The following is a 20,377-nucleotide window of genomic DNA, read 5'->3' on the forward strand; positions in this document are numbered from 1 at the left end:
CATCCTGCGCAATAAATGACTGCTTGCTCACGCATTGTCAAGAAGGATGATTATCTCTCGTGGATTGCTCCTTACGCCAATGAGGCTGAGCGTTTTCGAGGAATGCATGCCCGCCCCATGTGGCATCGTCTCGGGCCTGACGGGTCTTTCTCGCCGTGGTGGGCGCGCGTGTGTCGTGATTATGGGGTTGTCGAAGAGCCTTGCCCAGCACCGGCAATGTCATGCGATATGGCTTGGAGACGCTGCTGCAGCCGTGGCGCGACAAAATCGAGGAAGGCACGCAATTTCAGCGGCTGTTGCTGGTGCGGGGCATGGACCAGATGTACGGGCATGGGCGAAGGCGCCCGATCCACCAATATCGGCAAGAGTGCCCCTGCCCTGATGCTTGCCGCAGCCTGGTAGGAAAGCACGCGGGCGATTCCGACGCCAGCGACCGCGCCGCCCACGACGCCGTCTGCGGTATTAACCGAGAAGCGGGGGGTGATCATCACCTGCTGCGCGGTATTCCCGTCGACGAACGGCCACTCCCGATAACGTCGCAGTCCTTCAAACGCAATGCAGTCGTGGTCGACCAGAGCGGCGGGCGTTTCCGGCTCGCCCCTTCGTTTGAGATAATCCGGGCTTGCGCAGACGATCCACCCGACCTCGCCGACCCTGCGCGCGACCAGCGCGCTATCGGGCAGGCGGCCGATCCTGACCGCGACGTCGACGTGAGTTTCGATAAGATCGATGTTGCTGTCGGATAGTACAAGCCGCACGGTCACATCGGGATAGGCCGAAAGAAAATCGTGGACGATCGGCGCGACATTGAGTGCGCCGAACGCGATCGGGGCGGTCACCAGCAACTCGCCGCGCGGTGCACGATACTCACCCGAGGCGGCGCGCTCCGCCTCCGACAACTCCTCAAGCACCCTTCGCGCTGATGCGACATAGGCTGTGCCGGCTTCCGTGAGCAGGAGCTTGCGACTTGTGCGGACGACGAGTTGCGAACCGAGAAAGCTCTCGAGATCGGAAACGCGGCGGCTGACTGTGGGAAGGGGAATGTTGAGGGATCGGGAGGCTGCGGACAGGCTCCCTCCATCGATCGCCGCAACCAGCGTGCGCATCGCCTCGAACCTGTCCATCGCCCCTCTCGTTTCGCGGAAGTTAGGCTTTCGAACTTAGCGCCTGCTGGGCAGTTTCGGAAGTGAGTACTCCAATTGGGCGAGAGCGAAACAACTGATCCAGGAGAAAACACGATGTCCCGCATCCCGACCCCCGCCACCGAACAGGCCCCCGAAAAATCGCAGCCCCTGCTGGCGGCGGTCCAAAAGCAACTCGGCACCGTGCCGAACCTTTTTCGTATCGTCGCCAACAGCCCGGCGGCCCTGGAAGGCTATCTTGGCCTCTCCGGCGCCCTCGGCAAAGGTGCGCTAGCCGCGAAGACCCGCGAGCGGATCGCGCTGGCGATCGCCGAGGTGAATGATTGCGGCTACTGCCTGTCCGCTCACACTTACATCGCCCGTAACCTCGCCAAGCTCGATGACGCGGAGATCACTGCGAACCGAAGCGGCGCCTCCAATGATGTCAAGGCGGACGCCGCCGTGCGCTTCGCCGTCAAGCTGGCTCGGGGGCGCGGACAGGCGAGCGACACCGATATCGCGGCACTCAAGCAGTCGGGATACTCCGATGCGGAGATCGTCGAAATCATCGCCCATGTCGCGCTCAACACCTTCACCAACTACGTCAATGAAGCGCTGAAGACCGAAATCGACTTCCCGGTCGTGACGGTCCGGACAGCCGCGGCCACCTGATCCTTCCCACAAGCTCAGCAGGAGATGTTGCGGGCGTGAAGCCGCGCCCGCAAACCCTTCCTCGCGCCCGAAATCAAGGAGCCTTCCCATGACCATTCGTTTCAACACCGTCGATGTCGATGGCCTCAAGCTGTTCTACCGCGAAGCCGGCGATGCGAGCCGCCCCACCGTGCTGCTGCTGCATGGCTTCCCGAGCGCGAGCCACATGTTCCGCGACCTGATCCCCGAGCTCGCCGAACATTATCATGTCGTCGCCCCCGATCTGCCGGGCTTCGGCATGACCGAACAGCCCGCCCGCCACCAGTTCAGCTACACTTTCGAGAACATCACCAACCTCGTCGACCGCCTCACCGAGGTCCTCGGCCTGACGAAGTACGCCATCTACGTGTTCGATTATGGCGCTCCGGTCGGCTTCCGGCTGGCGGTCAAGCACCCCGAGCGGATCACCGCGATCGTCACCCAGAACGGCAACACCTATCTCGAAGGGGTCTCGGACGCTTTCGCGCCGGTCATGACCTATTGGAACGAGCCGACTCAGGCTAACCGTGACGCGCTGCGCGGCTTCCTGGCGCCCGAGACAACGCTCTTCCAGTACACGCACGGCGTCGACGATCCGACAAAGGTCTCGCCGGACGGTCGCAACCTCGACGATTTCTACCTGTCGCGTCCCGGCAATGACGAAATCCAGCTCGACCTGTTGCTCGACTACCAGACCAACGTCGCGCTCTACGACACCGTTCAGGCCTATCTGCACGAGCATCAGCCGCCGGTGCTGGCGATCTGGGGCAGGAACGATCCGTTCTTCATTCCGCCGGGCGCCGAGGCGTTCAAGCGCGACGTGCCGGCGGCGGATGTTCGCTTCGTCGACAGCGGGCACTTCGCGCTCGAAACCCACGCCGCTGAGATCGGCGCGGCGATGCGCGAATTCCTCGCCAAGCACATCGACTGATCGACGCTGATTCGGGCGCTGCCTCCTCTTCGGCGCCCGAATTTCCATGAACATGGGGCGGCTGCGCCCGTCCAGGATTTCCGGAGACCGACGATGACCAGCGCCCGAGACGTGGTTTGCGACTTCTACGACAAGCTTTCCAAAGGCGACGCGCCGGGCGCGCTTGGCCTTATGGCGCCCGACATCGAATGGACGACGATGTGGCACTACAAGGTGGACGGGCGCGGCCCCGAGAAGGTCGCCGAGGGCCTGTTCAAGCCGCTCATGGCGGAATGGTCGAGCTTCTCACTGGTGCCGACGGAGTTCATTGCCGAAGGCGAGACTGTCGTCTCGCTGGGGGAATTCACCGGCGTGCACGGCGCGACGGGAAAGACCTCGCGTGCCCGCTATGCCCATGTCTGGACAATTCGTGACGGCAAGATCACCACCTTCCGCCAGTATATCGATACGCTCGCGATCGCCGAGGCTAGCGTCTGATGGAACGTGTGGTGATCGTCACGGGTGCCAGTCGCGGTATCGGCCGCGCGACGGCCGTCCGGCTGGCGCGCGATTTCAGCGCCCTGGTGCTGGTGGCACGAACCCGGGAGGCCTTGGCCGAGACGGCCGAGACGGTCCGGGCCGCAGGTGCAGAGCCGCTCGTGCTGGTCCATGATCTGCGCCAGCCGGATGCGGCGGGAGCGGTCGTCGCCGCGACGCTCCAGCGCTTCGGGCGGGTCGACGCAGTCGCCTGCATCGCCGGCGCGGTCTCGCCGGCAGACCTGTTCGCACTGACCGACGAACAATGGGACGACGGATTGGCGCTCAAATTCCACTCCGCCCGGCGTTTGACACTCGCGGCATGGGATGCGCTCAAGGCCACGCAGGGTTCGGTCGCGATCACGTCGGGTACGTCAGCCTATACGCCCAAGGCGTCGCTCGCCGCTGTCGGTACGATCAACGCGGCGATCCTCGCGCTTGCCAAGGCCTTCGCCGATCGGGGGATCGAAGACGGTGTGCAGGTCAACACGATCCTGCCCGGATCGGTCATGACCGACCGCCGCCTGATGATGCTTCAGGGCTATGCCGCCAAGCACGGTCTCTCGCTCGATGCAGCAATCGATCGTTTGGCGGCCGAGGTGGGCATCGCCCGCTACGGGCAGCCCGAAGACATCGCCAACGCGATTGCCTTCCTCTTTTCGGCCGAAAGCCATTGGATCACCGGCACGGCACTCCGGGTCGACGGCGGCGAAACGAAGGTGCTTTGACCTTGCGGGCGAGTGTCGGACGGCGAGGCCGGCCTGCCTGACTTGGCCCGTATTCCCCAAAGGCTCGCTGGCGGTGGCCGTCAGCGAGCCTTTTCAGTTTCGGAAGCGCGCGTCAGGCGCCAGCAGACCTGGCGGCCATGGTCGCCTTGGTCCACCAGAGCAGTTCGTCCAGAGCCGTCGTTGTGGACGGCAGGAGATTCGACTCGATTTCCTCGATCGGCTTTTTCCCGAAGGCCGGATGCACGGCGAAGAAATCGCTGCCGCCGATATGGGCGGTCGCATGCGTCGAAACCATCTGGAGCTCGATCGCGATCAAGCGAAGATGCTCGATCGCCCGTACTCCGCCCGTGCCACCATAGCCGATGGCGGTGAACGGCTTGCGGATCCACTCCTTGTAGGCCTGATCGAGCGCGTTCTTCAAAACGCCGGTGATCGAGTGATTATATTCCGCGGTAACGAAAATGTAGCCGTCGAAACGGGCGATCGTTTCCTGCCAGCGGATAGCCTCGGGGTTCTGGCTCGGCGCCCACATGTTGGAGGCGACCTCATCGAAGAATGGTAGCGGATGATCGCGCAGATCGACCAGCTCCACATCCATGTCACCGCGAGCCTGAACCTGCTTCAGAATCCATTGCGCCGGCACATCGGCAAACCGCGTGGGCCGGGTGGAGCCGACGATGACGGCAATGCGGGGTTTGGAACTCATGCTGTCCTCATATATGATGGTATCTCAGAGTAACCAGATTACGAGAGGTTTTCATGCCGGGACAAGGAGGCACTTTGGCGAAACCAGATGACCATGAGGATACCGCCCGGTGCGAACACATCAGTCGGCTGCTCGCGCGGATCAGTGACAAGTGGACCCTGCTGGTGGTTCGCGTGCTCGGGCAAGGGCCGCGTCGTTTCAATGCATTGCGGCGCGAAGTCGGCGAGATCAGCCAGAAGGTGCTGGCATCGACCCTGCGGGAGCTGGAGCAAAACGGCTTCGTTTCTCGCACGGTCACGCCGGTCAACCCGCCCCAGGTGGAATACGCCCTGACTGAACTGGGGCGCGAGTTCCTGATGCCCGTGCAGGCGTTGGCAGAGTGGGTCGTCGAGAACTCACCGCGTATGGATGTGGCACGCGACGCTTATCTCAAACGTCGCGCGGACGGCTGATCCTTCGCTGGCGCCACGATGATCAGCCGTCACACGCGCCGCTTCCGTAAAGTGATAGGAAGGGTTCCGAAGTCAGGCGCTGCTGGCGAATAACGGAAAGTTCTACATGGACATCGAAGGAGATAATCATGAAGAACAGTCATTTCATAAAGAACCCTGACGCTCTGGCAGCCCTCTCGCCGGAGCAGTACCGAGTGACGCAGCAGAACGGCACCGAACGGCCTTTCGTGAATGCGTATTGGGACAACAAGGAGCCCGGAATCTACGTGGACGTCGTTTCCGGCGAGCCGCTCTTCGCATCGGTGAACAAGTTCGAGAGCCGCTCTGGCTGGCCGAGCTTCACCAGGCCGATCGAAGGCGTGACGATCGTCGAACATGTCGACGACAGCCATGGAATGCGTCGGACCGAGGTCCGGTCGGGCGGCGGCGACAGTCATCTCGGCCACCTCTTTCCGGACGGTCCGGCGGCGGAGGGCGGGATGCGTTACTGCATCAACTCAGCGTCGTTGCGCTTCATTCATCTCGATGATCTCAAGGCCGAAGGCTACGGTGAATACCGGCGGCTGTTCGAGAACGAAGGAAAGGCTTGAGCCATGACAGACAAAACTCAACGTGCCGTTCTCGCCGGCGGCTGTTTCTGGGGCATGCAGGATCTCATCCGCAAACAACCGGGTGTCGTTGCCACGCGGGTGGGATATTCCGGCGGCGACGTGCCAAACGCCACCTACCGCAACCATGGCACCCATGCCGAGGCGATCGAAATCATCTTCGATCCTGATCTGACTAGCTATCGCCGGATCCTCGAATTCTTTTTCCAGATACACGATCCGACCACGAAAAACCGGCAGGGCAACGATAGAGGCGCCAGCTATCGTTCCGCGATCTTCTATGCCGACGACAAACAGTTGGCGGAGGCGGTTGAGACAATCGCTGACGTGGAGGCGTCTGGGTTGTGGCCCGGCAAGGTTGTCACCGAGGTTTCGCCCTTGGGGGATTTCTGGGAAGCCGAGCCCGAGCATCAGGATTATCTGGAGCGTATTCCTCACGGCTATACCTGCCACTTCATCCGGCCCGGCTGGAAGCTGCCGCGTCGCGTCGATGCGGCCTGAGACTTAAGACGACGCTGAATTAAAGCATGAGACAGCGCCGGAGGTCCGCAAGCGGACTTCCGGCGCCTCTCTGCGCTTCTCGATCACCGTCCGCAGGGTCGCAGTGAGAGTCGTCGTGAGCAAATCACGGCGAGCCGCGGCGGCGCGCAGGCGACGGGCGACCGGCTGACTTCTCTTGCTACGTCCGGATCGCACCCGTGGGTCCAAACCGCTCCGTTCGCACGTTGCTCGCCCTATGGCCCATCGCGACGAGATGCTCGGCAATCGTTTCGACAAATGCCGTTGGCCCGCATACGTAGACGTCGGGGTTTCCCACGGGAGTGAATTGCCGGCGCGTCAACATCACGCGGCCGATCCTGCCTCGCTCTCCGGTCCACCCCGACGGCGCATTGCGGGTCAGCGTATGCGTGAGCGTGAATTGGGTGGTCTGTGCGGCAAGCCGATCGAGTTCGGCGCGGTAGATGATCTGGTCGATACCCCTCGATGAATAAAGCAGGCGGGCAGGCTGCGTCGCGCCGGCTGCATCGCGCGAACGCAGCATCGACATCAGCGGCACGATGCCCGAGCCGCCCGCGATCAGCAGCAAGCCATAATCATACTCCGCGGACCAGGCGAAATAGCCTCCTATAGGTCCACGGATTTCGATCTGGTCACCGACCCGCAGTTCCTCGTGGAGGAAGCCGGAGACCTCTCCGTCAGGCACGGCATCGATGGTCAGTTCGATCTGTGGACTCGTACCGGCGCCGGAGGCGATGGAATAGCTGCGCTGCGCGACATAACCATCCTCGGCTGTCAGACGCAGATCAACGTGCTGTCCGCCGAGGTGGCCGGGCCATCCGGGAACGTCAAAACTTATTGTCTTCACGCTGGCCGTCTCGGCGCGGATCGCGGTCACCGTCGCAACGCGCCATTGGGCGGCCGCCGTTGCCGCGTCGATCATCGGTCGCCCTCGTAGCGCTGTTCCCGCCAGGGATCGCCGCGAAGATGGTAGCCGTGCGATTCCCAGAAACCCGGGGTGTTTTCCTCGCGAAAGGCGAGACGCCGCACCCATTTCGCACTCTTCCAGAAATAGAGGTGCGGAACCAGCAGGCGGGCGGGGCCGCCATGAGAGGGGAGGAGCGGCAGGTCTTCAAAATGGGTCGCAATCATCGCACGCGCCTCGATCAGATCGGCGACGAGCAGGTTGGTCGTGTACCCCCCATCGCAATGCGCCATGAGGAAGCCGGTCGGCGCCACAGCCAGCCCGGCGGCGCGCAGGAGGTTATCGATGGTCACCCCGCGCCAGCGCGTGTCGAACTTGGACCATTTGGTGACGCAGTGGATGTCGCAGGTGATCTCGGTCTGCGGCAGGGCCTCGAACTGCTCCCAGCTCCATTTGCCCAGCAGCGATCCGCCATGCTGCAGGGCAAGACTCCAGCGATCGAGCCGCGTGTGCTGGGTCGGGCCGGTGGTCAGCACGGGAAATTCCGGCGTCAGGAACTGGCCCGGCGGCAATCTCAGGCGATCGGCGTCGCCCTCGCGGCGCCTGCCTTTGAAGCCTCTCGTCACAAGCACTGCGATCTTCCTCCTCGGATGATGGATAAGTTCGTCGGCAGCTTTGCGAACCGAGTAATTCCCAAACGGCAGCTCGCGTGAACGGACGCCGACAAGCGTATCAATGTGGCGCTCGGGTGGTCATGAAGCGAAGCACGAGCTCGGCGATTTCGTCGTTCTTCTCATCCAACGCGAAGTGGCCGGCGTCCAGCAGATGGATCTGCGCGTCGGGAAGGTCCCGTCTGAACGCCTCCGCACCGGCTGCGATGAAGGAGGGGTCGTTGACACCCCAGACGACGAGGGTGGGGGGCCTGTGCTCGCGCAGCCATGCCTGCCAGGTGGGATAAGAGGCGACATTGGTGCGGTAGTCGTAGAGCAGCGCCGACTGGATCTCGCGCTGCCCGGGCGCGGAGATATGAGTGAACTCGTCGGTCCAGCTATCGGGGTTGTAGAGTTCCGGATGCGCGGTGCCCGCGATGTGGCGCTGCTTCGTGGCCTCGAACGACAGGAAGGCGTCGATGACATCCGGATACGCCTGAGGATTTTCCCAGTACTCCGCGATCTTCGCCCATTTCGGCCCCAGCCCCTCACGGTAGGCGTTGCCATTTTGGACGACAAGCGCCTGCAGCCTCTCAGGATGAGCCATCATGATCCGGAAGCCTACCGGCGCGCCATAATCTTGGATATACAGGGAGTACTTCGTCAGCTCCAGTTGTTCCAAGAAACGCGCCGTCGTCGCCGCGAGATGATCGAACGTGTATTCATATTCTACCAGCGGCGGCGCATCGCTGTGACCGAAGCCCGGAAAATCCGGAGCGATGACGTGATAGGACTTTGCGAGAAGCGGGATCAGTGCGTCGTACTGCCGGGAGGAAGACGGAAAGCCGTGCAGCAGGACGATGGTCGGGGCGTCGCGCCGGCCGGCTTCGCGGTAAAAGATTCGGATCCCGTCGACCTGCGCATAGTGATAGGTCGTGGGGGTCGCCTCCGGTGCTGCGGCAACCGACGGGCCGGATAAAAGAGTGGCGAACCCGATCGCCGCGAGTTTCAGTTTCATCATGGTTGCCTCCCGAGAGGTCGTGTGTCGTAGCGCTCACTTGGGCAATCTGGCCCTTGAGGCGAGCAGGAGCGTGACCGACGCCGCGAGCAGGACAAGGTCTTTCAGAATAAATTGTCCGGTTCCAGCCGAAATGGCGGGGAAACCGCCGAGGGACGGCTCGAACACGCCCGGCGTGCTGATGAAGAAGGTCAGCGTGATGAGGTAGGTCGCGGTCGACATGGTGGCGCCAAGGGCGGAGAGCAGCGGAACGAATGCACCGACGGTCAGGGCGGCGGCGGTCGACAGTTCCAGTACCCCGATTGCCCAGGACGCGCCTTCAATCCCGAACAGCTTATGCATCCAGCTCATGACCGGGCTGTTCGCGATCAGCGGCGCGATGCCCTGCGCTTCGTAGCCGGTAAACTTCATACAGCCGAACCAGACGAAGATCACGACCAGCGACCACCGCAACGAGGCCAGGATGGACATGGAGCCGAAATTTCGTTCGGCCACGATGGTGCCGTGAAACCCCTCGGGGGCGGTGCCGATGGTGTGGGAATGAAACTCTTTCACGGTCTTCTCCATTACCTGCTTGGTAGGGTTTGGCGGTTTCCCGCCCTGTATCGGATGATCTGGCGCTCGCTACCCCAGCGTGGTTATCGGCAATGGAAGGGGCGTGAAGGGCGGCACCGCAGCTTGCCGCCGCGCTGATCGATTGACCGTAGGTTCAAGAACGGCGATCGACCGAGGGTGCGCGGCACCCTTGATACGGTTTATTCGCGGCGAGACTCCCCCCGCGGATTGTCGGATGCCTGCCGTTACCCGGCCGTGTCGACACCTTGGACGTGCACAGCGCGGTTCGGGCCGAACCTAATCCAGCCACCGCCGCGCCGGGGTTGCCGCGTTGAGGCGCGGTCATCGCTCATCTCGCGGACCCAGGCCATGGCGGCCGGCATCCGCGAGATGAGGTGTCCAGCGGGACTGGAGAGCGGGAATACAGTGAAGAGGGTTGGCTGGGAGTTCTGTTAGATTGGACACGAAGCGGCGCGTTGAGGCTTCGTACACAGACTGTCATCCAGATGCTCCTGAGACTTTCGTCGAAAACCTCTTCACTGCATCTGGGCATCAACCGTATAATGTCGAAAATACTCCAACACGACATTTTAGCGCCGCGCAGATCTACCGCAGAGCCATTTCCTAGCGTTCGTCCATCTCATCGTGTGCCAAATCCATGGTTCTTTCAGCGTCCCGGCCGGGTCTGCGAGATGGGCCGGAATCTAATGATCGAGACGCGGGTAGAACTGCGTCCAGACATCATCCTTCTTGGCGCTGGCCATATGGCAATAGGCGCACTCACCGATGGGACGAGCTTTCGCGGTAGGCGCTTTGGGCTCATGGTGATTAAAATTGAAGTAGCCCCAACCGCCAGTCTCGGCGAACCGCTTACTGTCTTTGACCGTGACATCCGCACCATTCAAGGCACCCGGAAAGTAGCCCCGGCCCGAAGGCTCGGTTCGTGAGCCATCCGGATTCTCCGCCGGCAGCGCGAGCTGCAGCTCCTTGAAAAAGGTCGTACCCTCGGGGAATACATTCGTCTTCTGATACGCTTCGTATGAATCAGGATCCATGTAGACATTATGGTATTCGGGAAAGTTCGCCGCGCCATCGTTAAGTGCATTTGGCGTGAGCGGCGAGCCGACGAATACCCATTTCTCGAAATTCTCTGGCAATATCAACTCGCCTGATGCGGTGTATTCGGGCTTGTACTGTGCCCTGCCATCGGTGCTTGCCGTCTGGGCGATTACGCCGGTCGTGATTGCCGAAACTGCCGCAACAATCGCCGCAATCATCACTGAATATTGCATTTTCGTCCCCCCAAAACCCTAGCAATCGCTGGAACCTTAAGCGAGAGAGCGGTTCAAGGAGTCCGAAAGAAAACGCCGATCGTCCAAATCGTGCTGCCCCCGTGATCGCTGGCGACCGCCTTTTTCCTTAGAAGTTTAGTCCCGGCAGCTCGCGAAGCGGGTTGAGCGTCAGGCGATAAGGCTCAATGGCGTATCGCTCGCCGATGAACTCGTCAGGCGTGGCATCGTTTCGGTGTTGAAGGAGCACGAGGCGCGGATCAGGACCGCCGAGGTGAGCCGCAGCGCGGGGTCGTGCGCCTCCGGAACGCCGCGGGCCTCCCGGTGAAAAGCGGATTCCGCCTGCGGCACGGTTGGCGATGGTGAAGCGCGTGGTCGACGATCACGGCTGATCGGGGCGGGAAATCGCGGGGCAGCCCGCGCCAGGGACACCCGGTCCAGACCATGTAGAGCAAGGCGTCGAGCACCGCCCACCGGCTCGTCGCCGGTCGTCGCCCACACCGTGCCGGTGGGGGCAGCAGCGGCGCCATCAACTCCCACTCCGCATCCGTCAGGTTGCTTGCGTAGCCCTCTCCGCTGCGCCGATAGTTCGCGTGGGTAGTCTCGGTCCAGGCCATGGTGAACTCCATCGTTGCTTCGCAACCACGACGGAATCACCCCTCACAAATTGCGGGTCAGACACTCAGGACAAGCGGACCTTCCCAGTGTCCAGCAATGGTCATCACGTGTCGTAAGCTGTGGGCGGCGAAGATGACCGTCATCTGTCTGAGCGCGGCCTCTGGGTACCATCTAATTCTAATCGCCTTGTTTAACGATTAACCATCTGCAGTTCGTGTGCAACACGGACCGCGAGGTATGCCGGATTGCCTTATTGGCCGAACTTCGACAAGTGACATCGCAAAGTCGGAATGAATTTCTCAACCGGTGTCATGGCTTGCCAACCCCAATACCCCTCAGATCGATCCGGATGCCGGCTGCGTTCGGATCATCGCTTTCCATCACCGCCAGATTCGCAGGCTCCTGTAGTAAATCGAGGCGATCCTCTCCACGCTTGTCTGACTTCACCGATACCTCCTGCGGTTCGATCGCCCCCGGATCCGGCGCACTGAACACGCCGATGCCCTCGAACGCTCCGGTCCGCCAGGCGAGAATGGCATCGTCGATCGCCTCCTCGCGGGATGACCCGTACCATTTGACAACGATCCGATAGACCTTGCCGAACAGCGCCGTACCCAAACGGACGTTCGTGCAGGAATCGACCAGATCCGACTTCAGTTCCTCAGGAGAGGCGATACCAAGCCCAGCTGGGACCTGGGTGATCCCGACCCGCACGACATGGCGGCCGACGTGCCGACGGATGAGCTCCATCGCCGCCTCCGTGGTCGTCGGCCGGGGGACGACGATGACACGGTCCCCGGCGCGGATCGTCACCGAAAGCGGATCCGACGATCCGGCTTGCGCTATAAACCTCTCGACGATCGCCGGCTTCAGAGCGGGGTCGGCACATTGTGTTATCATGGCGGCGTCGACCATCCTGTTCTCCTTTTCCGTTACATGTTGACGGAAATGACCAGCGGCCGATCGAACAGCCTCGCCCAGGCCTGAAGGTTGGCTCGCTGGATACCGGGGATGGACGAGTTTCCGGCCCACCAGGCATTGCTGATACCGACGAGGAGATCGGGCTGATAGAGCATCGACTCCAGCACCGGCCACAGGATGAGCTGTTCGTAGCAGATCAAAGGGACCAGCCGGTTTCCGCCAAACTCGACGGTCGGGTTCGCGAAGAAATGCGCGCGCGCTCCACCGGGTTCATCTGTGATCCACCTCCAGGGCTGCCACATCGCAACCGGTACCGGCATGCGTGCGCGATAGATGACATGGCCGCCATCGGCGGTGATTCCCATCACGACGCTGTCATAGCCGCCGCGATCGACCGTCATGGCACCGGCGATCACCATCAGATCGCGGCCTTCGAGCGTATCTCGCCAGAGGTGCTCCACTGTCGGTGTCCAGATCCCGAGTGCATTCTCCGGCAGCACGACGACATGTGCATTTGCGACGCCGACAGCCTGAAGCACCAATCGGATCAGCTCCCGATGCTGCTCGATCGACGCATCCCGACCAAGACGCGCGCCCTTCGTCATCTCCATGCCGGTCCAGGCTGGAGGTGCGACCGGAGGCTCCCAATTCGCCGCGGACCATAGCCAAACGCTGGCGAGAAGAATGCCGACCAGATGTCCCCACGCCATTGTCAGCATGGCGAGGCTGATCATCGTCGCCGCCAAACCCCACCATCCCCATCCGGGAAACAGCACGCCGGCGGCCGTCGCAGGCTGTGCCCAGCCCACGATGCCGAATGGCGGCACGGCCATCAATCCGGTGGCCAGCAGGAAACGCAGGGCCCTCGTCATTCCCGGATCCGGTGTCCAGAGAACTGTCTGCACCAACACAAAGGCGAGCGAGGCGCCGACCCAGAGCAGGCTCCCCGCCCAGACCGACGTACCAAAGAAGCTGGCGACACCCTGTGGCAGGCCGCGTGACGCTGCGAGAAAATACCCCATCGAGACCGCCGCCGCCGTGACGCGGTTCGGCGCCCACGCCCATAGCGCGGGGAACAGCATGGCGAACGGAAGGGTGAGCGCATGGCCGCTCCAGCCCGCCCAGCCGACGGCGACGGCCGCGGTGACGAGCAGGGCAGGGCGCCAGCGATCAGGGATGGACGGTAAAGATCGGCCGCGCCAGACCGAGAAGGCCGGCGGCGGGGATCGGCCCGAAGTAGCGGGAGTCATAGGAACCTGCGAAGGGAGAGTGAACGAAGATCTGGTCCGCCGGAACGATGCCGCCGGTCCAGGAGGTGAGTGGCCGACCAGCACCGTCGCGAGCGATAAGTTCGGAGCGGGGCAGGGCATCGCCATCGATCACGACGCTGGCGCCGACCTCGATGCGGCTGCCGGCGAGCGCCGCGACGGTCTTGATGAGCGGCGCTGCTCCGCCGGGACATGATCCCCAGCGGAAGTACCCGCGCTCGAGGCCGAACCCCAAGACCGCACCCGGTGGTGGACACACGAAGACGAGATCCCCAATGGCGACGGGACGATCGAGCGGCACGATGCGCCACAGTCCCAGCGGCTCGCTCGGCGTCAGGTTGATGTGCAATCCGCCGAGCCAGCCCGGAACGGCGATCGCCGCCATCACAACCCCGCCGCCGGCTAGGATCGCGAGCGCACGCCGCCGCGCTACGCCCGCTTTCCTTCCGGTCGCCATTTCGGCTCCGGCCGCCGTGCCCGTCTTCATTTGAGCGACAATCCCTGCCGCTGCGACTGGCGCATCGCTTCGGCCTGCTTCAACCCTTCCGTGGTACGCTGCTGGGCGGCAAGCTGCTGTGCTGTGCGCATCGTCGACCAGGCCGATTTCAGCTCATCAGTTTGGCCGGCACTCATGCCGGCGGCGAGCCTCTCGAAGACGGGTCCGTCCGGTGTCTTCGCGCCGTTGGCAAGCATGGACCGCTCGCCGAACCGCTCTGAGACCGCCCGGGCGAACCCTTCGAGCTCGGCCTTGATCATCTTGTCCTCGAGGGAGAAGGCGAGTGCGGCGGGAAGATCGTTTCGGTCGAGCGCGTCGCGGACCTTTTCGAGAGTCTGCCTGGCCATCGATGACAGCGCCGGAATGTCGACCGCGACCTTGACGCGCGCCACGCGTTCCTCGGGCTCAAACTTACGCTCGGCCTCGGCGCGTAGTCGCAGATAGCGCTCGAGGTCACGGGCGAGCGCCGGCACGTTGAGGTTCGCGCGTTCGCGATCCTCCCGGTCGGCGCGGCCGGCGAGAAGGCCGGTCTTACCCTTCAGCGCACCGAAGCTCTCGGGCTTCGCAGCGATCGTCGACAGGGTGGATTTGGCGGTGTCGGCGTTCCTGATCATGCCGTCGACATCGACCTTGCGGAACGCAGCCTCCGGCTCGGCGAAGACAAAGCGGAAGCGGGTCGAGACCTCCTCCCACTGCCTCGATAGCCCGGGATCGGCGGCGAGCCTGTCCTCGACCGCCTGATCGACGGATTTGAGGAATGCGGTGATGCCGGCAACCATCGGCCTGGCCTCCTCTTGCGTTTCCGGGACGGTGTGTTTCGGGGCCGCGCCGAGGCCGAGCCTCAAACCGAGGGCCAAAAGCCGCGTGCCGAGATGGGCGAGCTTGTCCTTCTGCCGGATGGTCAAGCGAAGCTTGTCCGCGACGAGCGTGCGGGCGACGCGGACGAGGTGCAGACCGCGCGCCTCGGCGAAGCGCAGAGCGGCGCGATAGAAGCCGGCGCGCTCATAATCGAGCGTGGTTTCCTTGCCCCGATGTTGCGACAGGATCTTCGTCAGGCCGCCGGCTTTCCGGAAGGACAGCGCGCCGTAATAGAGACCGACATCCTCGCGATGCCGGGTCAGGGCGACATAGGAAAGATGCCGGTCGAGCGAAAGCGTGGCGAGCAGCTTGACCCGATCGACGGTCGCACCCTGCGACTTGTGGATGGTGGTCGCATAGCCATGGTCGACATGGGCATAGAAGCGCTGGTCGACATCGACATGGTGACGGTGTTCGCTCTCGCCGACCATGGCTTTGAACCCGCCCAGCCGCGCCTCGACGACCTGGGCGATCATGCCGTTCTTCACGCCGAGCGCCGCGTCATTCTTCAGGAAGACGATCTGGTCGCCGGCCGCGAAGCGGCGGGGGCCGTCCCCGGTGCGGAAGGCATGGCCTTCCTCAATGAGACCCCGCTCAATGAGCTTAGCCCGCGCCATGTCATTGAGCGCGCGCACGTCACGGCGGAGATGGGCGAGGATCAGCATCGACTTCCCCGGATCATAGTCGCAGTTCCAGTCCGCGATCAGCGCCGCGATCGCCTCGGACTTGAGCGTGCGCGGCTGGAGCTTGCCATTCGCCTCATAGCTTTTCAGCGCGGCGGCGACATGCCCGCGCGCGAGATCGAGCGAGGCATCGCGCATCCATTGTTCGCGCTGACGGTAGATGGTCTCGAGCTCGGCATAGCCGGTGCGCTCGACGATGGCGCGGAACGCGGCACCTGCCTCGATCGGCTGGAGCTGATCGGGATCACCGACAAGGACGAGTTTCGCACCGGCCTTCACCACCGTCTCGACGAACAGCGCCATCTGCCGGGACGAGACCATGCCGGCCTCGTCAAGCACGAACACGGTCCTGTCGTCGATTGTCTCGCGCCCTTTCGACCAGGCGAGCTCCCATGAGGAGAGCGTGCGAGACGCGATGCCGGCCTCCTTCTCCAATCCCTCGGCCGCCTTTCCGGCAAGCGCGGCACCGACGACGCGATAGCCGGCCGCCTCCCAGACCTCCCGCGCTGCCTTCATCATCGTGGTCTTGCCGGCGCCGGCGCGCCCGACGACGGCGGCCAGCCGTCCGTCACCGGCGACATGGGCAATCGCCACGCGCTGCTCTTCCGAGAGCCGGGCATGACGCTGGAACACCGTCTGGAGCACGGTGTCGCGAACACCATGCGAGGACCGCGCAGCGAGCCAGATCGCGCGATGGGCCATCTCGCCTTCGAGCCGGATCAGCTCGCGCGTCGTGTATTTGGCGGGCTCGCGGACGCCGCTGGCGAAACCGATGCGCTCGCCTTCCAGCCGCAGCACGTCCGGGCTTTGGAGGATACGCGCCATCAACCGCTGGAACGTGGCGGCATCATCGACATAGCGATGCAGCACCTTGGCGATGTCGCGCTCGGTGAAGACGCTCATCTCGCGCGTGACGAGATCGAGCACGATCTCCGGCCGGCGTTGGATTCGCTCGCGGTTCTCGGTCCGCCGCTCCTCATGGAGCGTGACACGCTCCAGCCTAGGCGACCATCCGGCCGCCGCTTCTTTCCGGTCGATCGCCTTCGCCGCCACGCCGATATGGGTGGTCGGCACAAGGTCAATGCCGCGCTCGGCGTAGGAGCGGCCGTCGACACGGATGTCGAGACCGGCAAGCGCCAGATGCTTGTTCTGGAGATCGAGCCAGCCCCCCCGCTGCTCGAGAAACTCGGTCTTCTCACCGGACCAGAGCCGATAGACGATCTTGCCGGCATCATTGCGGAGTGGCTGCCCGTCCTCGCCGATCACCGCGATCTTCTTCGCCCCGAAGCCAGCTTCGGTCAGGGATCGCAAGGTGGTCATCAGGTGGATATGCGGATTGCCGGGTTCGTCGTGGAACACCCAGTCCGCGACCTGCCCGCGGGCGAGCATCTGCGTCTCGACGAATTCGTGCACCAGGGCGATGTTTTGGTCCACGGACAGCTCGACCGGCAGCGCGATGATGAACTCCCTGGCGAGTTGCGCATCGGAGCGCTTCTCGAAGGCCTCGACGGCGTTCCAGAACGCTTCCGCGGCCCCCGCGACCGAGCGATCGGCGATCAGCACCCGCGCCCATTCCGGTGCGCCGGCCGGCAGCAGGAACTCCTCATGCCGGAGCCCGCTCTTGGCGGAATAGTCGACGATCCGCCCTTCGGCCTCGTGCTCCATCCGCGCGCAATGACGGTACGCGGCCGACAGCACGGCGCTGCGGCCGGAGCCGCGCGAAATGAGCTGGGGCGTAAAATGCGTGATGGCCAAGGCGGCGCGAGCTCCCGGAGGACTATAAGGAAGGCGTGCTCGTCGGGAGAGGTGGCCTGGCGCCGCCAGATCGGCGGGCCGGCGGCCGGGGCTGAAGCAGGGCGTCGCGATAGCGACGTATTACTGCGCCCTTGGACCATTCCTTCGGAACGGCCGGGATGATCACAAGCGGCGTCGGCTTTGCCGACTGTAGAATTAACGGGGGTGCACTTCGCGCGATACCAATCGATCCTCAGGCCTCGACGCGTCGCGTCCAGCCCAGAGGAGGTCCTACCGGAATGAAGAAACCATCGTCGAAGATCCGCGAGGAAATCGTACAGCTCCAGGCCCAGCTCAAGCTGGCAGAAACACGGGAGGCCGAGCGGATCGGGCGTGTCGCCCTGAAGGCGGGCCTGGGCGAGATCGAGATCGAGGAGAGCGACCTCCAATCCGCTTTCGAGGAACTCGCAGGGCGGTTTCGCGGGACGGGAGAGAAGGCGACCGGGAGGAAGGGGGCAGGAGCAGGAAGCGAGACCAGCGTTTCGGCAGCGAAGGTCGAGACTGGCGCGGCTGCGGATGGCGCTGGCGAGAGCTGAGCGCATGCGTCAGGCCTCATCCACCGAAGCCCGCAGACAAGACACGCGCGAGAAAATCGAGCTCGGCGGCCTGATCGCCAAGGCCGGACTGCGCTACGAGAAGCGTGCCGTCCTGCTCGGTGCGTTGATCGAACTCGGCCAGAGGCTGAAGGCCGATGATGCCGAGCGTATGCGCCTCGCCGCGATCGGCGCGAAGGCCTTCGGCAATGATGGCAAATAGACTCCTGGTTGGCATCGCGCCGATCGCGCTGATGATCGGGGCGCTGATCGGTCTGTCCGACCAGGAGCAAAGCCTTGCTGCCTTCGGCACGACCGAGCCGCAGCAGGTCATGTTCGGCCGCGCCGGGCTCGCGCTGCCCTTCTTCGCCGCAGCTGCGATCGGCGTGATCTTCCTGTTCGCCGCTGCCGGCGCCGCCAACATCCGCATGATCGGATGGAGCGTCATCACGGGGTGCGCGATGGCGATCTTCATCGCCGTGCTGCGCGCGACATCGCGGTCGCCGGCATTCGCTCAGGTCGACCCGGCATACCTGATCGGCGCTGGTGCCGCTCTGATCGTCGGATGCCTCGCCCTGCGCGTCGCCGTGAAAGGCAACGCGGCCTTTGCCGCGCCGGTGCCGAAGCGCGTGCACGGCAAACGCGCCCTGCATGGCGATGCCGACTGGATGACGATGGCAGAGGCCGGCAAGCTCTTTCCCGATACCGGCGGCATCGTCATCGGCGAACGCTACCGTGTCGATCGCAACAGCACGACGGGCCAGTCGTTTCGCGCGACGGATCCGCAAAGCTGGGGAGCGGGCGGGCGCTCGCCGCTGCTCTGCTTCGACGCCTCCTTCGGTTCCTCGCACGGCATCGTCTTCGCCGGTTCCGGCGGCTACAAGACGACCTCGGTGACGATCCCCACCGCCCTCAAATGGGGCGGCACGCTCGTCGTGCTCGACCCCTCCAACGAGGTCGCGCCCATGGTGATCGATCATCGCCGCGCGGCCGGGCGTACCGTCCATGTGCTCGACCCGAAGCAGCCGGCGACCGGCTTCAACGCGCTCGACTGGATCGGGCGCTTCGGCGGCACGAAGGAGGAGGACATCGCGGCGGTCGCCTCATGGATCATGAGCGACAGCGGCGGGTCGCGTGGCGTGCGCGACGACTTCTTCCGCGCCTCGGCCTTGCAGCTCCTCACCGCGCTCATCGCCGATGTCTGCCTGTCCGGGCATACAAGCGAGGCGGACCAAACCCTGCGCCAGGTGCGCGCCAATCTGTCGGAGCCGGAGCCGAAGCTGCGATCGCGTTTGCAGGAGATCTATGACGGCTCGCAATCGCCGTTCGTGAGGGAGAACGTCGCCGTCTTCGTCAACATGACGCCGGAGACCTTCTCGGGCGTCTATGCCAACGCCGTCAAGGAAACCCACTGGCTGAGCTACCCGAACTATGCCGCGCTCGTATCCGGTAGCTCCTTCGTCACGGATGATCTCGCCGGGGGCGAGACGGACGTCTTCATCAATCTCGACCTGAAGACGCTGGAGACCCATGCCGGTCTCGCCCGCGTCATCATTGGCGCCTTCATGAACGCGATCTACAACCGGAATGGCGAGATGACGGGGAGGGCGCTATTCCTTCTCGACGAGGTGGCCCGGCTGGGCTTCATGCGCATCCTGGAGACCGCCCGCGACGCCGGCCGCAAATACGGCATCACCCTCATCCTGCTGTTCCAGTCCATCGGCCAGATGCGCGAGACCTGGGGCGGTCGGGACGCCGCGAGCAAATGGTTCGAGTCGGCGAGCTGGATCAGCTTCGCCGCCGTCAACGACCCCGAGACCGCCGACTACATCTCCCGCCGCTGCGGCGCGACCACGGTCGAGATCGACCAGGTCAGCCGCTCGTCGCAATCGTCCGGCTCCTCGCGCACGCGATCAAAGCAGCTCGCCTCCCGCCCGCTGATCCAGCCGCACGAGGTGCTGCGTATGCGCGCCGATGAGCAGATCGTCTTCACCGCCGGCAACGCGCCGATGCGCTGCGGCCGCGCCATTTGGTTCCGGCGGGAGGACATGAAGGCCCGTGTTGCGACGAACAGGTTCCACCGGAAGGACCGACAGGCATGATCGCGGCGCGCGACGGCGGTCCAGGACTTCACCGGAATGAATCAATCGGCCCCGACCGATTCAAAACTCTCGTTGGACGCGACATGCCGCGCGCGCGATTCTTGATCTCATGATCGCGCAGCCCTACCAGCTCTATGTCGAACGGCGGGACCCGGCCCGTAACATGGCCCGCTATTACGTGCTGTCGATCGAACCGACACTGTTCGGCGACGTCTGCCTCACCCGCCGCTGGGGGCGTATCGGGGCGCGCGGACAGGCAAAGCACCACTCCTTCGAACGCGAGGACGAGGCCGTCCGGCTGTTCCTTGAACTGCTGCGAGGAAAGCGAAAGCGCGGTTATAGGCCGACGGCCCAAGAGACCGCGAAGGTCGCACCTCAGCCAATGCCTGGTCTTTGTGAGGCCGCCGCTGAGAGGGA

22 protein-coding genes and 1 pseudogene are annotated in these 20,377 nt (G+C 63.7%); 11 read left to right on the forward strand and 12 right to left on the reverse strand.

Annotation, left to right across the window (positions count from 1 at the left end; all coding sequences use genetic code 11):
* Nucleotides 1–179: 179 nt before the first annotated feature.
* The gene (locus KHC23_RS20070; RefSeq protein ID WP_213375127.1) at nucleotides 180–1,124 is read right to left on the reverse strand and encodes a LysR family transcriptional regulator; all 945 of its coding nucleotides are present in this window, start codon (nucleotides 1,122–1,124) and stop codon (nucleotides 180–182) included.
* 114 nt (nucleotides 1,125–1,238) lie between these two features.
* Here KHC23_RS20070 and KHC23_RS20075 point away from each other — a divergent pair, with 114 nt between their 5' ends.
* From KHC23_RS20075 to KHC23_RS20090, 4 genes are all read left to right on the forward strand, one after another.
* Nucleotides 1,239–1,793, forward strand: a complete 555-nt coding sequence (locus KHC23_RS20075; protein WP_213375129.1) for a carboxymuconolactone decarboxylase family protein — start codon at nucleotides 1,239–1,241, stop codon at nucleotides 1,791–1,793.
* 88 nt (nucleotides 1,794–1,881) lie between these two features.
* On the forward strand, nucleotides 1,882–2,742 hold the full coding sequence (locus tag KHC23_RS20080) for an alpha/beta fold hydrolase (RefSeq protein ID WP_213375131.1): 861 nt from the start codon (nucleotides 1,882–1,884) through the stop codon (nucleotides 2,740–2,742).
* A gap of 93 nt (nucleotides 2,743–2,835) precedes the next feature.
* Complete coding sequence (locus tag KHC23_RS20085) at nucleotides 2,836–3,219, forward strand: nuclear transport factor 2 family protein (RefSeq protein ID WP_213375133.1); 384 nt, start codon at nucleotides 2,836–2,838, stop codon at nucleotides 3,217–3,219.
* Nucleotides 3,219–3,986 carry an SDR family oxidoreductase gene (locus KHC23_RS20090; RefSeq protein WP_246544806.1) on the forward strand — a complete coding sequence of 256 codons (768 nt, stop codon included), beginning with the start codon at nucleotides 3,219–3,221 and terminating at the stop codon, nucleotides 3,984–3,986. The genes KHC23_RS20085 and KHC23_RS20090 overlap by 1 nt, the downstream gene beginning before the upstream one ends.
* A gap of 112 nt (nucleotides 3,987–4,098) precedes the next feature.
* Here KHC23_RS20090 and KHC23_RS20095 read toward each other — a convergent pair whose 3' ends face one another.
* The gene (locus KHC23_RS20095) at nucleotides 4,099–4,692 is read right to left on the reverse strand and encodes an NADPH-dependent FMN reductase (protein ID WP_213375135.1); all 594 of its coding nucleotides are present in this window, start codon (nucleotides 4,690–4,692) and stop codon (nucleotides 4,099–4,101) included.
* 74 nt (nucleotides 4,693–4,766) lie between these two features.
* Here KHC23_RS20095 and KHC23_RS20100 point away from each other — a divergent pair, with 74 nt between their 5' ends.
* From KHC23_RS20100 to msrA, 3 genes are all read left to right on the forward strand, one after another.
* Complete coding sequence (locus KHC23_RS20100; RefSeq protein WP_246544807.1) at nucleotides 4,767–5,144, forward strand: winged helix-turn-helix transcriptional regulator; 378 nt, start codon at nucleotides 4,767–4,769, stop codon at nucleotides 5,142–5,144.
* A gap of 128 nt (nucleotides 5,145–5,272) precedes the next feature.
* Nucleotides 5,273–5,734: a peptide-methionine (R)-S-oxide reductase MsrB gene (gene msrB / locus KHC23_RS20105; protein ID WP_213375139.1), complete on the forward strand. Its 462-nt coding sequence runs from the start codon at nucleotides 5,273–5,275 to the stop codon at nucleotides 5,732–5,734.
* A 3-nt stretch (nucleotides 5,735–5,737) separates the two neighbouring features.
* The gene (gene msrA, locus KHC23_RS20110) at nucleotides 5,738–6,253 is read left to right on the forward strand and encodes a peptide-methionine (S)-S-oxide reductase MsrA (protein ID WP_213375141.1); all 516 of its coding nucleotides are present in this window, start codon (nucleotides 5,738–5,740) and stop codon (nucleotides 6,251–6,253) included.
* Nucleotides 6,254–6,431: 178 nt separating this feature from the next.
* Here msrA and KHC23_RS20115 read toward each other — a convergent pair whose 3' ends face one another.
* The 10 genes from KHC23_RS20115 to traA all read right to left on the reverse strand — a co-directional run bounded on the left by KHC23_RS20115 (nucleotide 6,432) and on the right by traA (nucleotide 17,286).
* The gene (locus tag KHC23_RS20115; RefSeq protein ID WP_213375143.1) at nucleotides 6,432–7,193 is read right to left on the reverse strand and encodes a ferredoxin reductase; all 762 of its coding nucleotides are present in this window, start codon (nucleotides 7,191–7,193) and stop codon (nucleotides 6,432–6,434) included.
* Nucleotides 7,190–7,807, reverse strand: coding sequence for a molybdopterin-dependent oxidoreductase (locus tag KHC23_RS20120; protein ID WP_271188566.1), 618 nt, complete (start codon nucleotides 7,805–7,807; stop codon nucleotides 7,190–7,192). Before KHC23_RS20120 ends, KHC23_RS20115 begins: the two co-directional genes overlap by 4 nt.
* Nucleotides 7,808–7,907: 100 nt before the next feature.
* Nucleotides 7,908–8,846 carry an alpha/beta fold hydrolase gene (locus KHC23_RS20125; protein ID WP_246544808.1) on the reverse strand — a complete coding sequence of 313 codons (939 nt, stop codon included), beginning with the start codon at nucleotides 8,844–8,846 and terminating at the stop codon, nucleotides 7,908–7,910.
* A gap of 33 nt (nucleotides 8,847–8,879) precedes the next feature.
* Entirely contained in the window at nucleotides 8,880–9,398 is a 519-nt protein-coding gene (locus tag KHC23_RS20130) for a YkgB family protein (RefSeq protein WP_425514567.1), read from the reverse strand.
* Between the two features lie 704 nt (nucleotides 9,399–10,102).
* Nucleotides 10,103–10,690: a cytochrome P460 family protein gene (locus KHC23_RS20135; RefSeq protein ID WP_213375145.1), complete on the reverse strand. Its 588-nt coding sequence runs from the start codon at nucleotides 10,688–10,690 to the stop codon at nucleotides 10,103–10,105.
* 257 nt (nucleotides 10,691–10,947) lie between these two features.
* A complete protein-coding gene (locus KHC23_RS24920; protein WP_213375146.1) occupies nucleotides 10,948–11,316 on the reverse strand; it encodes a transposase in 369 nt (122 codons plus the stop codon).
* Between the two features lie 298 nt (nucleotides 11,317–11,614).
* A complete protein-coding gene (locus tag KHC23_RS20145) occupies nucleotides 11,615–12,220 on the reverse strand; it encodes a TraH family protein (protein ID WP_213375147.1) in 606 nt (201 codons plus the stop codon).
* 17 nt (nucleotides 12,221–12,237) lie between these two features.
* Entirely contained in the window at nucleotides 12,238–13,476 is a 1,239-nt protein-coding gene (locus KHC23_RS20150) for a conjugal transfer protein TraB (protein ID WP_213375149.1), read from the reverse strand.
* The gene (traF, locus tag KHC23_RS20155) at nucleotides 13,397–13,981 is read right to left on the reverse strand and encodes a conjugative transfer signal peptidase TraF (protein WP_373878488.1); all 585 of its coding nucleotides are present in this window, start codon (nucleotides 13,979–13,981) and stop codon (nucleotides 13,397–13,399) included. Before traF ends, KHC23_RS20150 begins: the two co-directional genes overlap by 80 nt.
* Complete coding sequence (traA, locus tag KHC23_RS20160; RefSeq protein ID WP_213375151.1) at nucleotides 13,978–17,286, reverse strand: Ti-type conjugative transfer relaxase TraA; 3,309 nt, start codon at nucleotides 17,284–17,286, stop codon at nucleotides 13,978–13,980. Before traA ends, traF begins: the two co-directional genes overlap by 4 nt.
* 278 nt (nucleotides 17,287–17,564) lie before the next feature.
* Here traA and traC point away from each other — a divergent pair, with 278 nt between their 5' ends.
* From traC to KHC23_RS24535, 4 genes and pseudogenes are all read left to right on the forward strand, one after another.
* A complete protein-coding gene (traC, locus tag KHC23_RS20165; RefSeq protein WP_213375153.1) occupies nucleotides 17,565–17,861 on the forward strand; it encodes a conjugal transfer protein TraC in 297 nt (98 codons plus the stop codon).
* Nucleotides 17,842–18,081 (forward strand): conjugal transfer protein TraD, encoded by a 240-nt coding sequence (gene traD, locus KHC23_RS20170; RefSeq protein ID WP_373878489.1) that lies wholly within the window; start codon nucleotides 17,842–17,844, stop codon nucleotides 18,079–18,081. The genes traC and traD overlap by 20 nt, the downstream gene beginning before the upstream one ends.
* Nucleotides 18,068–19,960, forward strand: coding sequence for a Ti-type conjugative transfer system protein TraG (gene traG / locus KHC23_RS20175; RefSeq protein ID WP_213375155.1), 1,893 nt, complete (start codon nucleotides 18,068–18,070; stop codon nucleotides 19,958–19,960). Before traD ends, traG begins: the two co-directional genes overlap by 14 nt.
* Before the next feature lie 109 nt (nucleotides 19,961–20,069).
* Nucleotides 20,070–20,306: pseudogene (locus KHC23_RS24535) on the forward strand (WGR domain-containing protein); the annotation flags it as partial.
* Between the last annotated feature and the right edge of the window lie 71 nt (nucleotides 20,307–20,377).

This window comes from Ancylobacter dichloromethanicus, from assembly GCF_018390645.1.
GTDB classification, from domain to species: Bacteria; Pseudomonadota; Alphaproteobacteria; order Rhizobiales; family Xanthobacteraceae; genus Ancylobacter; species Ancylobacter dichloromethanicus.

What these genes read in the sequence shown, in the direction of transcription:
- KHC23_RS20070 (WP_213375127.1), bottom strand. Translation starts at nt 1,124, where the DNA reads ATGGACAGGTTCGAGGCGATGCGCACGCTGGTTGCGGCGATCGATGGA.
- KHC23_RS20075 (WP_213375129.1), top strand. Translation starts at nt 1,239, where the DNA reads ATGTCCCGCATCCCGACCCCCGCCACCGAACAGGCCCCCGAAAAATCG.
- KHC23_RS20080 (WP_213375131.1), top strand. Translation starts at nt 1,882, where the DNA reads ATGACCATTCGTTTCAACACCGTCGATGTCGATGGCCTCAAGCTGTTC.
- KHC23_RS20085 (WP_213375133.1), top strand. Translation starts at nt 2,836, where the DNA reads ATGACCAGCGCCCGAGACGTGGTTTGCGACTTCTACGACAAGCTTTCC.
- KHC23_RS20090 (WP_246544806.1), top strand. Translation starts at nt 3,219, where the DNA reads ATGGAACGTGTGGTGATCGTCACGGGTGCCAGTCGCGGTATCGGCCGC.
- KHC23_RS20095 (WP_213375135.1), bottom strand. Translation starts at nt 4,692, where the DNA reads ATGAGTTCCAAACCCCGCATTGCCGTCATCGTCGGCTCCACCCGGCCC.
- msrB (WP_213375139.1), top strand. Translation starts at nt 5,273, where the DNA reads ATGAAGAACAGTCATTTCATAAAGAACCCTGACGCTCTGGCAGCCCTC.
- msrA (WP_213375141.1), top strand. Translation starts at nt 5,738, where the DNA reads ATGACAGACAAAACTCAACGTGCCGTTCTCGCCGGCGGCTGTTTCTGG.
- KHC23_RS20115 (WP_213375143.1), bottom strand. Translation starts at nt 7,193, where the DNA reads ATGATCGACGCGGCAACGGCGGCCGCCCAATGGCGCGTTGCGACGGTG.
- KHC23_RS20125 (WP_246544808.1), bottom strand. Translation starts at nt 8,846, where the DNA reads ATGATGAAACTGAAACTCGCGGCGATCGGGTTCGCCACTCTTTTATCC.
- KHC23_RS20135 (WP_213375145.1), bottom strand. Translation starts at nt 10,690, where the DNA reads ATGCAATATTCAGTGATGATTGCGGCGATTGTTGCGGCAGTTTCGGCA.
- KHC23_RS24920 (WP_213375146.1), bottom strand. Translation starts at nt 11,316, where the DNA reads ATGGAGTTCACCATGGCCTGGACCGAGACTACCCACGCGAACTATCGG.
- KHC23_RS20145 (WP_213375147.1), bottom strand. Translation starts at nt 12,220, where the DNA reads ATGGTCGACGCCGCCATGATAACACAATGTGCCGACCCCGCTCTGAAG.
- KHC23_RS20150 (WP_213375149.1), bottom strand. Translation starts at nt 13,476, where the DNA reads ATGACTCCCGCTACTTCGGGCCGATCCCCGCCGCCGGCCTTCTCGGTC.
- traF (WP_373878488.1), bottom strand. Translation starts at nt 13,981, where the DNA reads ATGAAGACGGGCACGGCGGCCGGAGCCGAAATGGCGACCGGAAGGAAA.
- traC (WP_213375153.1), top strand. Translation starts at nt 17,565, where the DNA reads ATGAAGAAACCATCGTCGAAGATCCGCGAGGAAATCGTACAGCTCCAG.
- traD (WP_373878489.1), top strand. Translation starts at nt 17,842, where the DNA reads ATGGCGCTGGCGAGAGCTGAGCGCATGCGTCAGGCCTCATCCACCGAA.
- traG (WP_213375155.1), top strand. Translation starts at nt 18,068, where the DNA reads ATGATGGCAAATAGACTCCTGGTTGGCATCGCGCCGATCGCGCTGATG.